This is a genomic window from Lentzea sp. NPDC060358 (genome assembly GCF_042725365.1).
Taxonomy (GTDB): domain Bacteria; phylum Actinomycetota; class Actinomycetes; order Mycobacteriales; family Pseudonocardiaceae; genus Lentzea.
Genome location: NZ_JBHXCW010000232.1, coordinates 1 through 11,953, shown reverse-complemented (window position 1 = coordinate 11,953; position 11,953 = coordinate 1). Strand labels below are relative to the sequence as shown.

Sequence of the window (11,953 nt, the reverse complement as noted above, 5' to 3'; positions counted from 1 at the left end):
AGCCCCGGCTGCTTCTCGCGGCCGGGGCTCGCCGCGTCCCACGAGGAGACGACACGTGAAAACGCCCGTGCTCATCACCGTGACCGGCCCCGACAAGCCCGGCGTCTCCTCGGTGCTCTTCGCCGTGCTGACACGCCACGGCGTCGAGGTGCTCGACGTGGAGCAGGTCGTGATCCGCGGACGGCTGGTGCTCGGCGCGCTGGTCTCGACCGAGCAGGACCCCGAGGGCCTGCAGGAGTCGGTCGAGCAGGCCATGGCCACCGTCTCGATGCAGGTGGAGATCGAGATCGGCGCCGACTCGAAGCGCAGCGCGCGCCTGGAGTCGTCGCACGTGCTGATCGTGCTGGGCCGCCCGGTCACGGCGAAGGCGTTCACCGAGGTGGCGCGCAGGCTCGCGTCGCTGGGCGTGAACATCGACGCGATCCGCGGTGTCGCCGACTACCCCGTCACGGGCCTCGAGCTGCGCGTCTCCGTGGCCGACGACACGCTGGAGAGCGACGCCGCACTGCGGTCGGCCCTCGCCGAGGTGTCGGTGCGGGTGGGACTCGACGTCGCCGTGGAACGGGCCGGGCTCACGCGCCGGGCGAAGCGCCTGGTCGTGTTCGACGTCGACTCCACGCTGATCCAGGGCGAGGTGATCGAGATGCTGGCCGCGCACGTCGGGTGCGAGGAGCAGGTGCGCGAGATCACCGAGGCCGCCATGCGCGGCGAGCTCGACTTCGCCGAGTCGCTGCGGCGCCGGGTCGCGCTGCTGGAGGGCCTCGACGAGAAGGTCCTGGACGAGGTCGGGGCGTCGCTGGAGCTCACCGCCGGCGCGCGCACGACGATCCGCACGCTCAAGCGCCTCGGCTTCTACTGCGGTGTCGTCTCCGGCGGGTTCACGAAGGTCATCACGGGCCTCGCGGACGAGCTGCAGCTCGACTTCTGCGCGGCGAACACGCTGGAGGTCGTCGACGGCAAGCTCACCGGCAAGGTCGTCGGCGAGATCGTCGACCGGCCGGGCAAGGCCGTGGCGCTGCGCCGGTTCGCCGAGGAGGTCGGCGTGTCGCTCGCGCAGTGCGTGGCGGTGGGTGACGGCGCGAACGACATCGACATGCTCAACGCCGCCGGTCTGGGCATCGCGTTCAACGCCAAGCCGGCGTTGCGCGAGGTCGCGGACACGGCCCTGTCGCACCCGTTCCTCGACGCCGTGCTGTTCATCCTCGGCGTCACGCGCGCCGAGGTCGAGGCGGCCGACGCCGCGGACGGCCTGGAGCTGACCCGCCTGTGATGATCCTCGACCTGATCGCCTCGCGGAACTACGCCGAGGAGTCGGAAGTCCGCGCGATGCCGATGGTGTTGCGCATCGAACGCGTGGACCCGCCGTCGCGGTCGGCGTTGCTGGAAGCCGCGGCCGCCTCGGCGGTCGCGGTGTGCCTCGACCCGCGCGCCGACGTGGGCGGGGAGTGGCACGAGCCCGTGCGGGCGTGGGTGGCCGGGCGGATCCGCAAGGTGTCGCGCCGGGCCCGCGGCGTGCAGTGGGAGGCCGTGCAGGACCTGCCGGGAGTGACGATCACAGTGGACGGCGCGTCCGTGCGGTCGCTGCTGCCCGTGCTGGTGACCGAGACGCCCCGCGAGGTCGCGAAGCTGCAGATCTCCGGCTCCGACCTGCCGGTGGACGAGCCGGGGCCGGTGCCGGAGGGCGCGCGGCTGCTGTACGTGAACCCGCGCGTCGAGATGTCCGCCGGCAAGCTCGCGGCGCAGGTCGGGCACGCCTCGATGCTGCTGGCGCCGCGGCTGTCGGAGACCGAGCTCAAGGCGTGGGCGTCGCTCGACTACCGGTGTGCCGTGCGGACCCCGTCGGCCGCCGAGTGGGACGCGCTGGTGGGCAGCCAGGACGTCGTGGCGGTGCGGGACGCGGGGTTCACCGAGGTCGAGCCCGGTACGACGACGGTGCTCGCTGTTTAGAACCGCGCCGAACGGGTAAATCCGGCTCTCGTGGGCTTACTCGACGTTCTCGATGCCCGGCTCGGTGACGGGCTGGAGAACCTGCTCTGCTCCCACCACACGCGCAGGCTGCGCAAGCTGGGGTGGGGCGACGTGCTGGAAGGCGACGGTGAGGGGTGGTTCACCCCGCGCCGTCCGGTGCAGCACGGCAACAGCATCGAGGTGCTCGTCGACGGGGCCACCGCGTTCCCGGTCGTGGCGAAGGCGATCGAGGGCGCGCAGAAGTACGTGCACATCGCGAACTGGCACGCGTCGCCCGACTTCCGGCTGACCCGGGAGCCGGGCGCGCCCCAGTTGCGCGAGCTGCTCTCCGCCGCGGCGGAACGGGTGCCGGTGCGCGTGCTGCTGTGGGCGGGCCCGCCCGTGCCGTTCTTCGAGCCGACGCGCAAGCGGGCCGTCGCGGCGCAGAAGGCGTTCCAGGAGTGCGGCGCGGTCCGCTGCGAGCTCGACGCACGCGAGCGGACCCTGCACTGCCACCACGAGAAGATCGTGATCGTCGACGACGTGGCGTTCGTCGGCGGGCTCGACATGACCGCGGTGGAGGGCGACCGGCACGACTCGCCGGAGCACCCGCCGCGCGACCTCGGCTGGCACGACCACATCGCGAAGCTCGAGGGACCGGTCGTCGCGGAGGTGGCCGGCCACTTCGCCGCGCGCTGGCTCGAGATCGCGGGGGAGACCCTGCCGCCGCCCGAGGTGCCGCCGGAGGCCGGGTCGTCCTCGGTGCAGCTGGTGCGCACGGTCCCGGAGAAGACCTACGACTTCGCTCCGCACGGCGACTTCAGCCTGCTCGACTCGTACCTGCGGGCGCTGCGGGCCGCGGAGTCGTTCGTGTACGTGGAGAACCAGTTCCTGTGGTCGCCGGAGATCACCGAGGTGCTGCTGGACAAGCTGCGCACCCCGCCGTCGCCGGACTTCCGGATCGTGCTGCTGCTGCCGCAGAAGCCCAGCAACGGCGCGGACACCACGCGCGGCCAGCTCGGCCGCCTGCTCGACGCCGACCCCGGCGGGATGGTGCTGGCCGCGACCCTCACCTCCCACGAGGAAGCGCCGGTCTACATCCACGCCAAGCTGTCCATTGTGGACGACAAGTGGCTGTCCGTGGGCTCCGCCAACCTGAACGAGCACTCGCTGTTCAACGACACCGAGGTCAACGTCGTGACCGACGACGCCGCGGTGGCGCGCGAGACGCGGCTGAGGCTGTGGGCGGAGCACCTCGACGCGATCGAGGGCGACGTCTCCGGGCCGGTGCACGAGGTCGTGGACAAGATGTGGCGCCCGGCCCTGGAACGCCCCGCCCGCGTCACGTCGCTGCCCGGCGTGTCGCGTCGTGCCGGAAGATTGCAGGGACCGTTACGCGGATTGCTGGTGGACGGCTGATCTGCGGGTCTAGCGTGGCGGCGTGGCCAACGAGGTGACGATCCCGCTGCTGCCGTGCGCCTCCGTCGACGAGGTGGCCGAGTTCTACGTGATGCTCGGCTTCACGGTCACGTACCGGCAGCACCGGCCGAACGCGTACCTCTCGGTGCGGCGGGAGGAGATCAACCTCCACTTCTTCGGCATCCCCGGCTACGAGCCGTCGGAGTCGTACAGCTCGTGCCTGATCCAGGTCGAGGACCTGCGGGCGCTCCACGACGCCTTCGCCGCCGGCATGCGCGCGATCTACGGCCAGGTGCTGGTCACCGGCATCCCGCGGATGACCAGGCCGCGCCGGGACGGGTTCCTGGTGGTCGACCCCGGTGGCAACTGGATCCGGGTGGTGCCGTCCGTGCGCGAACGCGAGGACGTGCGCGACGGGCTCTCGCGGGCGCTGCACAACGCCGTGGCGCTGGCCGGGTCGCACGGGGCGGAGCGGCAGGCGTTGAAGATCCTCGAAGGAGCGCTGGAGCGCGAGGTGCACGCCTCGGAGGAAGAGCGGGCGTCCGCGCTCGAGTTCCGCGAAGAACTGCTTGAACGCCTTAATCTACATAGGTAGTCTTAGTGGCGTGGAGCCACTGCAACGCATCGGCAAGGCGACCGTCGACGTGCTCGAGGTGCTGCTCGGCGCCGAGGAGCCCCGGTGGGGCCTGGAGATCATCAAGCTGACCGGGCGGCCGTCCGGCAGCGTCTACCCGTTGCTGGACCGGCTGGAACGGGCCGGGTGGGTCACCTCGTCGTGGGACGACGACGCCTCCCGGCGTGGACCCCGGCGGCGGATGTACCTGCTGACCGCGGACGGTGCCGCGGAGGCGCGCAAGGTCGTGGCGCGGGCCGCTCCCGCGCCGCGGTTCGAGCCTCGGGCGGCGACGTGAGGGTCGCGTTGGCGCTGGTGCGCCTGGTGGCGCGTGATGAGCGCTACCGCGAGCAGTGGGAAGCGGATGTTGCCGGCGCGCGAGAACTCGGCATGTCGCCGTTGTCGGTGGCGTTCGGGGTCGTGCGTGCCGCCGTGGTGATGCCTTCGAAGGGAGCTGTCGTGGTCGGACCGTTGGGAATTGCGTTGAAGCACGCGGGAACGTCGCGTGCGCGGGTGGCGGCACTGGCCGTCGTGTCGGCGCTGATGCTGCTGGGCGGGATCGCGTTGCTGTTCGCTTGAGCAAATAGCTCCGTGTCGTTTCGGCTGGTTCGGCTTTAGCTTCGGGCGATGGCCAACGAACTCACAATCCCGCTCCTGCCGTGTGTGGACATCGACGAGATGGCGGCGTTCTACGAGATGCTCGGCTTCTCGACCACCTATCGGCAGACGAAACCGAACCCGTACGTCGCGTTGCGGCGTGAGGACCTCAACCTGCACTTCTACGGGATGCCGGGACATGTTCCCGAGGATTCGCACAGCACGTGCGTCGTCATCGTCGAGGACACCGGGCCGCTGTACGAGGCGTTCGCGGCGGGGATGCGCGCGGTGCACGGGAAGGTGCTGATCTCCGGCATTCCGCGGATGACCCGGCCGCGGCTGCGCAACGACCGCTACACCGGGTTCGCCGTCGTCGATCCGGGCGGCAACTGGATCCGGATCAGCAAGGGCGTCACCGAGCCCGCGGCGACGACCCCGCTGGGCAGGGCGATGGAGAACGCGGCGCGGCAGGCCGACGCGCGCGGCGACGAACGGCAGGCGTTGAAGATCCTCGAAGGCGCGCTGGCCAAGGCCAGCGGGACCGAGCCGGAACTCGCCGACGCCCGGGCCTACCGCGACGAGCTGGTCGAACGGATTACTTCGTCTTCGGCTGGGTCTGGGCCGCGTCCAACCGCTTGAGGGCGGCGCGCACGACCTCGGGGTCGTACGTGGTCCAGAACGGGGGGAGCGAGGCCCTGATGAAACCGCCGTAGCGAGCGGTCGCGATGCGGGGGTCGAGGACGGCCACGACCCCCTTGTCCGACATCGAGCGCAGCAACCGGCCGGCGCCCTGGGCCATCAGCAGGGCGGCGTGCGTGGCGGCGACGGTCAGGAACCCGTTGCCGCCCCGGCTGGTGACCGCCTTCTGCCGGGCCGAGGCCAGCGGGTCGTCCGGGCGCGGGAACGGGATGCGGTCCATGATCACGAGCTGCAGGCTGGGGCCGGGCACGTCGACGCCCTGCCACAGCGACAGCGTGCCGAACAGGCACGTGCGGTCGTCCTCGGCGAACTTCTTGACCAGCAATCCGGTCGCGTCGTCGCCCTGGCACAGGATCGGGTGGTCGAGCCGGGCCCGCAACGCCTCCGCCGCAGCCTTCGCGGCACGGGTCGAGGAGAACAGGCCCAGCGCGCGGCCGCCCGCCGCGTTCACCAGGCCCTCGATCTCGTCGAGGTACTCGGGCGGCAGCCCGTCGCGGCCCGGCTGCGGCAGGTGCCGTGCCACGTAGAGGATTCCGCTCGTCCCGTGCTGGAACGGCGAGCCCACGTCGAGACCGGTCCACTTCGGACCGTCGATGTCCTTGTCGGTGGCGGCGCCCTCGATCTTGCGGACCTTCTCCGACGGCGGCAGGCCCCATTGCCGTGCCATGGCGTCGAAGGCGCCGCCCAGCGTCAGCGTCGCCGACGTGAGAACGGTGGTGCGCTTGCCGAAGAGCCGTTCGCGCAGCAGCCCGCCCACGCCCAGGGGCGCGACCCGCAGCGTCGGCGCCTTCTGCTGGAAGTCGCCCGACACCCACACGACGTCGTGCTCCTCGTCGAACGCCTCGAGGATCCGCACCGCGCAGTCGTGGACCTCCTCGAGCAGCGCCAGCGCGAGCTTGCGCGCCGTCGCCCCGTCCGGGTCCTCCTTGCGCTCCGGCCCCATGGCCGACACGCAGTTGTGCGCGGCGTCGCGGGTGGCGGCGAGCGCGCCCGCCAGCGCCCTCGGCAGCGCGTCGAGCCGGCCGGCCGGCATGTCCTCGAGGATCATCGCGAGCCCGTCGCCCGCCTCGGCGAGCCGGTCCGCGACGTCCTGGTCGATCAGCCGCCCGCACCGGCGCGCGGCGATCGAGACGGACGACCCGCTCAGCTCCTCGGTGGCCACTGAGGTGACGCGGTCGACCAGGTCGTGCGCCTCGTCGATCACCACCACGTCGTGGTCGGGGAGGACCTGGTAGCCCTCCAGCGCGTCGATGGCGAGCATCGCGTGGTTGGTGACCACGACGTCGGCCTTGCCCGCCTCGGCCCGCGCCCGCTCGGCGAAGCAGTCGGACCCGATCGGGCACTTGCTGACGCCGAGGCACTCCCGCGCCGTGACGCTGACCTGCCGCCACGCCTGCTCGCTGACACCGGGCACCAGCTCGTCGCGGTCGCCGGTCTCGGTGTCCGACGACCACTCGTGCAACCGCTTGACCTCGCGCCCCAGCTTCGAGACGGCGAACGGGTCGAACAGCGCGTCGTCCTCCGGCTCGTCCGGAGCGCCGTTGTGGACGCGGTGCATGCACAGGTAGTTGCGCCGCCCCTTGAGGATGGCGAACGTGGGCTCCCGCCCGAGCTCCTTCTTGAGCGCCTTGGACAGCCGAGGCAGGTCGCGGTCGACCAGCTGGCGCTGCAGGGCGATCGTGGCCGTGGAGACGACCACCGTCTCGTCCTCGGCGACCGCGTGCCGGATCGACGGCACCAGGTACGCGAGCGACTTGCCGGTGCCCGTCCCCGCCTGGACGGCGAGGTGCTCGCCCGTGCGGATCGAGTGGTCGACGGCCTCGGCCATCTCCACCTGACCGGGGCGCTCCGCACCGCCGACGGCGTGGACGGCGGTTTCGAGGAGGCTCAGCGTGGGGGGAACTTCAGGCACGGGACAGACCGTACCCGGCAGGTCCGACAGTCCCCGCCAGGAGTCGCGAACGGGCCGGGGTCAGTCGCCGCCCCCGCCACACCCGCCACCGCACCCGCCGCCGCCGTCACCACCGCCGTCGCTGCCGCCGCACGAGCTCGACGAGCACCCGCTGCCGCACGAGCTGCCGGACGACGCGTCCCGTCCCGGCAGCGTCGCGACCGCGGCCGCCGTCAGGCCGAACAGCCCGGCCACCGCGACCCCGCCGGCCCGGCCGCGCAGCCCGCAGACCGCCACCGCGCCCATCCGGTCGTGCGGGCTCACCCGCCGCTGGGCTCGCTTCGCCGCCAGGTACCCGGCCCTGGTCCGCAGCCGGCCGGGATCGCGCGCCGACAGCACTGCGGACCACATCAGCAGCACCACGCCGGCCGAGTAGTAGAACCAGTCCGGCAGGTTCGGGACCAGGCTGTCGGCGAACCCCGTGACCGGGCGCACCAGGTCCGGCCACAGCCAGTCCAGGAAGCCGACCGCGATCAGGCCGAAGCCCGCGAGCATCAGCCACGGGTGCAGCCGGGGGCGCCACGAGCGGCGGTGCCGCAGCAGGCCCCGCCCGGCCAGGTGGGCGCGCAGGCCCTCGGCCTCGGGGGAGCCGGCGGCGCCGCGCAGGACGTCGGCCAGCGGGCGTCCCGTGCGCAGGCCGGCGAGGACCTGCGCCTCCAACGGCGTCGAGGGACCGCGGCCCGGCACGTGGACGGCCGTCAGCACGCCCTCGCGGGAGACCCGGACCAGACCGGCGTCGAGCAGCCGCGCCAGCGCGACCTCGGCGGCACGGGCGGGGCCGCCGACCAGGCAGCCCAGCTCCTCCGGGGTGTGCGTCGTCACGCGGATTTCTCGGCGCCGGAGGGCACGCCGTTACGCCGGCAGGTTCCTAGCGGCGGCGCAGCAGCGCCCAGGCCCCCGGCAGCACGCCCGCGGCGAGCGCGATCTTCAGCGCGTCACCGATCAGGAACGGCAGCACGCCGACGGCCAGCGCCTGCACGAACGACATCCCGGTCATCGCCATCAGCCACGGCACGCCGACGGAGTAGATCGCGAGGTTGCCCAGCGCCATCGTGCCGATCGTGCGCACCGGCGTGCGGTCACCGCCCCGCCCGGCCAGGTAGCCCACCAGGGCACCGGCGAACACGAAGCCGACGACGTAGCCGAGCGACACGGGAACACCGGACGACCCGCCCTGGAACCACGGCACGCCCGCGACCCCGGCGATCAGGTACAGCAGCATCGACGTGGCCCCGCGCTGCCAGCCCAGCGAGGCGCCGACGAGCAGCGCCGCGAACGTCTGGCCGGTCAGCGGGACCGGGCTGCCGGGGATCGGCAGCGCCACCTGGGCGGCCAGGCCGGTCAGCGCGGCGCCGGCGACGACCAGGGTCAGGTCGCGCACGAGCGCGCCCGGCACGAAGTCGGCGAGCACGGTGCGACGAGGCGCGAGTGCGAGAGTCACGGTCCCTCCCAGGCGAAATCGGGTGAACCGAGGTTAACCACGAGGACTCGAGAACGTCTTTGTCCGAAGTCCACAAAGTGACCGGTCACACACGCCCGTCTCACACGTCGAGAGCGACCTTGCCCACCACGCGTTCCTGGTTGCGCCGGGTCTTCGTCCAGCCGTTGTGCCCGCGCACCAACCGGATCAGCGCGCGCCACGAGGTGATGTAGAAGGTGTAGATGTACAACGCGTAGCCGAGCCCGTACGCGATCGACTTCCAGAACGAGACGGGCACGCAGCGCGCGCGGTACACCGGCCCCCACAACACGAACGGGAGCAGGCCGAACGCGCCGTAGACGGTGAAGAGGATCCACGCGCCGTCGAAGAACCACGTCACCACTTCCGCGGGCGACACCACGAACCGGTAGGCCAGCATCACCATCGGGATCGGGTAGATCAGCGTGCCGAGCAACTGCATCCACGGCTGCGCGAGGTAGTACATCATCTCCGCCGCACCGAGGGTCGTCAGGTGCTCGGAGTCCCAGATGCGCCGCAGGTACCGCATGCACTGCATGGTTCCCTGGCCCCACCGGGTCCGTTGCGCGAGGAACCGGCGCAGCGAGTAGAGCGCCTCCTGGCTCACGTGCGTGTCCAGCGAGAACCCGGTGTGCCAGCCCGCGGTCAGCAGGTGCACGCCGAGCTCGAAGTCCTCGAGCAGCGAGCCGCGCCACGGGCTCCCGGTCCTCCCGGCGATGGAGTCCAAAGCGGACAGCCGGGTGAATTGGCCGTTGCCGCCCATGGAGATCGTGCCGGTCGCGGCGCGCGACAGCTGGATCGCCGCGATGGCGGTGCGGAACTCCAGGTCCTGCATCCGCACGAGGACGGCGCCGAACGCGCGCCGCCACCGGGTGACGCCGGGCTGCGGCGTGCCGGCGTTGACCATCCGCACGTCCACCTGCACGGCGCCGATGCGCGGGTTGCCGAAGAGGTGGGTGGCCGCGCAGACCTCCAGGCAGTTCGGCGCGGGACGGCCGTCCGCGTCGACCACGACGACGATCACGCGGTCGGTGTCCGCACGCCGGCCCATCCACAGCTTGAGCATGCGGTAGGCGTCGTTCAGCGCGTCGCCCTTGCCGGTGCGCGCGTGCGGCCGATGTCGTTGCACGAGGTGGATCTGCGGGTCGCGGACGCCGCCGTTGCGCTTCACCGTCCGCACCACGCCGGCGGTCTTGTCGTCGGAGTCGTCGTCGATGACCCACACCTGCGCGACGGGGAACGTCTTGCGCAGGTACCGGACCGTGTCGCCGATGACGGCCTCCTCGTCGCGGCACGGCACGAAGAAGTGCCACTCCAGCGAGTCCGGGTCGCCGACCGGTGCGGGAACGCGCCGCAGGTACGGCACCACGATGAAGAACACGTACGTCACGAAGGCGACGCTCATCGTCAGCGCGAGCGCCTGCGTGAACCCGAGGACGAGGTCGAGGCTCACTTGCGCGTGGCCAGCCAGACGAACGCGACCAACGCCGCCGCGCCACCGAACACGCTCACCATCGACCCGAGCAGCGTGTGGCCCCAGTAGTAGCCGGTGTCGACCCCCAGCCACTGCACCAGGCCCACCAGCGTGAGCACCCGGAACTGGTTCACGACCACCACCGCCAGGGCCGCGATCCCGAGCGCGACCAGCACGCGCGACTGGATGCGCGGGCGCAGCGCGATCATCACCGCGCCGACGACGATCAGCGGCAGCACCAGGAACGCGGAGGTGCACTCGGGCGTCATCCGCAGGCCCAGCGGGGTGGCCGAACCCAGTCCGAAGTAGACGGTCTGCCGGTCGGGCACCACGTGCACGCCGTAGGAGCTGACGACGCTCAGCACCGCGCCGGACAGCGAGATCTCCGCCGTCCGGTAGAGGCGGTGAGCGAGGACGAGGCCCGCGGCGAGAGCCACGAGGACGCCCGCTGTCACCCGACTGGGGAATGCGGTGCGGCGCACGGTGAGCATCACACCAAGATCCTTTCCGTCCGATGAGGGAGCGCCCGGACGGGCTACTCACCGTTCCATCGGTTGACGCAACGTCAGCCCTAATTCCCTGATCGAGTGATTCGTGATCAGAAGTTGATCAAAAAAGCCCACGATCCGTGGCCCTGATTGAGCGGGTCGGGTGGTGTCGTCGCTCGATACGGGGAGTAACCATCAGATCCCCCGTAAGTGCGCCGATGTAGGTGATTACCCCCGGAAAGCGTGAAACCACTTCGGTATCAACCCGCCCTGGGGTCGGAGGAATCAAGGGAAGGAGCTTCATGCGTTTCCGAATGACGGGACTGGCTGGAGTGGTCGCGATCGCCGCGCTCCTGGCCGTCGCCTCACCTGCTTCGGCCGCTCCGGGGGACGCCTCGGCCTACGGCGCGAAGGCCGACGTGACACTGCTCGGCAGTCCCGCGATCAACGTGGGGCCGTTCGCCCCGGCGAACGTGAACGGGCCGCAGACGCAGAACACGACCATCGGCGTGAACGTCCCCGGGGTGCTGCAGACCGGGGCGATCACCACCTTCACGTCGCGGGACGACAACTCCGGCGCCGTGTACTCGCGGGCGAGCACCGCGGACCTCGCGAGCGGCCTGCTGGCGCCGGCCACGGGCAACATCTCCGCCGGGGCGGTGGTGGCGGAGTGCTCGGCGACCCAGCAGGGCGTGGTCGGGACGACGACGCTCACGAACGTGAACCTGGGCAGCCTCGGCCAGGTCGGCGCCACCCCGGCGCCGAACACGAAGCTCGACGTGCGGCTCCTCGGGATCAAGATCGGCGAGGTGACCTTCAACGAGCAGATCCAGAACGGCGACGGCAGCCTCACGGTCAACGCCGTGCACATCAGGCTGCTGCCGGGAGTGCTCGGCTCCCTCGGTTCGGGTGACGTGTACATCTCGTCCGCCACCTGCGGTCCCGCCGCCCTGCCCATCCCGATGGCGTCGGGTGCGGGCCTGTGGATCGGCCTCGGCCTGCTCGGCGCCGTCGCCGTCCCGGTCGCGTTCGTGGTCCTGCGCCGCCGCACGTCGCTCAGCGCGGCCTGATCGAGGAGAGCGGCGGATGTACAAGGTCCCGGGTACCGGCGTCGGTGTCGGTACGGGCGTGGGTGCCCTCGCGGTCACCGGCGCCGACATCACCTGGTGGGTCGTCGCCGGAGTCGTGCTCCTCGTCGTGGGCGCGCTCGTCGTCCACGCGACCAGGAAGCGCCGCCGGGCGGTCCTCGTGAAGTCCCGGCCGGACCGAGCCGGCTGACGCGGCCCGCCCGGGAACGGCTCCGTTC

At 71.6% G+C, this 11,953-nt stretch carries 14 protein-coding genes; 9 read left to right on the top strand and 5 right to left on the bottom strand.

Features of this window, described 5'->3' with window-relative positions:
* Positions 1–55: 55 nt before the first annotated feature.
* Genes serB through ACFWGZ_RS33425 form a run of 7 tightly spaced genes read left to right on the top strand, consistent with a single transcriptional unit; the run spans position 56 to position 5,215 of the window.
* Positions 56–1,270, top strand: coding sequence for a phosphoserine phosphatase SerB (gene serB / locus ACFWGZ_RS33455; protein ID WP_382455583.1), 1,215 nt, complete (start codon positions 56–58; stop codon positions 1,268–1,270).
* Positions 1,270–1,947 carry a peptidyl-tRNA hydrolase gene (locus ACFWGZ_RS33450; protein ID WP_382455582.1) on the top strand — a complete coding sequence of 226 codons (678 nt, stop codon included), beginning with the start codon at positions 1,270–1,272 and terminating at the stop codon, positions 1,945–1,947. Before serB ends, ACFWGZ_RS33450 begins: the two co-directional genes overlap by 1 nt.
* 30 nt (positions 1,948–1,977) lie before the next feature.
* On the top strand, positions 1,978–3,366 hold the full coding sequence (locus tag ACFWGZ_RS33445; protein WP_382455581.1) for a phosphatidylserine/phosphatidylglycerophosphate/cardiolipin synthase family protein: 1,389 nt from the start codon (positions 1,978–1,980) through the stop codon (positions 3,364–3,366).
* 22 nt (positions 3,367–3,388) lie between these two features.
* Positions 3,389–3,961 (top strand): bleomycin resistance protein, encoded by a 573-nt coding sequence (locus ACFWGZ_RS33440; protein ID WP_382455580.1) that lies wholly within the window; start codon positions 3,389–3,391, stop codon positions 3,959–3,961.
* 10 nt (positions 3,962–3,971) lie between these two features.
* The gene (locus ACFWGZ_RS33435) at positions 3,972–4,277 is read left to right on the top strand and encodes a PadR family transcriptional regulator (RefSeq protein WP_382455579.1); all 306 of its coding nucleotides are present in this window, start codon (positions 3,972–3,974) and stop codon (positions 4,275–4,277) included.
* Positions 4,274–4,558 (top strand): hypothetical protein, encoded by a 285-nt coding sequence (locus ACFWGZ_RS33430; RefSeq protein ID WP_382455578.1) that lies wholly within the window; start codon positions 4,274–4,276, stop codon positions 4,556–4,558. The genes ACFWGZ_RS33435 and ACFWGZ_RS33430 overlap by 4 nt, the downstream gene beginning before the upstream one ends.
* A gap of 48 nt (positions 4,559–4,606) precedes the next feature.
* Positions 4,607–5,215, top strand: a complete 609-nt coding sequence (locus ACFWGZ_RS33425) for a hypothetical protein (RefSeq protein WP_382455577.1) — start codon at positions 4,607–4,609, stop codon at positions 5,213–5,215.
* On the opposite strand, the gene ACFWGZ_RS33420 is transcribed toward ACFWGZ_RS33425, so the two are convergent.
* The 5 genes from ACFWGZ_RS33420 to xrtP form a co-directional block, all read right to left on the bottom strand.
* Positions 5,172–7,103 (bottom strand): ATP-dependent DNA helicase, encoded by a 1,932-nt coding sequence (locus tag ACFWGZ_RS33420; RefSeq protein ID WP_382455587.1) that lies wholly within the window; start codon positions 7,101–7,103, stop codon positions 5,172–5,174. The two genes, ACFWGZ_RS33425 and ACFWGZ_RS33420, sit on opposite strands and share 44 nt — an antisense overlap.
* Positions 7,104–7,247: 144 nt before the next feature.
* Positions 7,248–8,054, bottom strand: coding sequence for a TIGR04222 domain-containing membrane protein (locus tag ACFWGZ_RS33415; protein WP_382455586.1), 807 nt, complete (start codon positions 8,052–8,054; stop codon positions 7,248–7,250).
* 40 nt (positions 8,055–8,094) lie between these two features.
* Positions 8,095–8,667, bottom strand: a complete 573-nt coding sequence (locus tag ACFWGZ_RS33410; RefSeq protein ID WP_382455576.1) for a biotin transporter BioY — start codon at positions 8,665–8,667, stop codon at positions 8,095–8,097.
* A gap of 100 nt (positions 8,668–8,767) precedes the next feature.
* On the bottom strand, positions 8,768–10,090 hold the full coding sequence (locus tag ACFWGZ_RS33405; protein ID WP_382455585.1) for a glycosyltransferase: 1,323 nt from the start codon (positions 10,088–10,090) through the stop codon (positions 8,768–8,770).
* Between the two features lie 44 nt (positions 10,091–10,134).
* Positions 10,135–10,650 carry an exosortase P gene (gene xrtP, locus ACFWGZ_RS33400; protein ID WP_382455584.1) on the bottom strand — a complete coding sequence of 172 codons (516 nt, stop codon included), beginning with the start codon at positions 10,648–10,650 and terminating at the stop codon, positions 10,135–10,137.
* Positions 10,651–10,949: 299 nt separating this feature from the next.
* On the opposite strand from xrtP, the gene ACFWGZ_RS33395 reads away from it, so the two are divergent.
* Entirely contained in the window at positions 10,950–11,717 is a 768-nt protein-coding gene (locus ACFWGZ_RS33395) for a choice-of-anchor P family protein (RefSeq protein ID WP_382455575.1), read from the top strand.
* A gap of 16 nt (positions 11,718–11,733) precedes the next feature.
* Entirely contained in the window at positions 11,734–11,925 is a 192-nt protein-coding gene (locus ACFWGZ_RS33390) for an LPXTG cell wall anchor domain-containing protein (protein WP_382455574.1), read from the top strand.
* Positions 11,926–11,953: the final 28 nt, after the last annotated feature.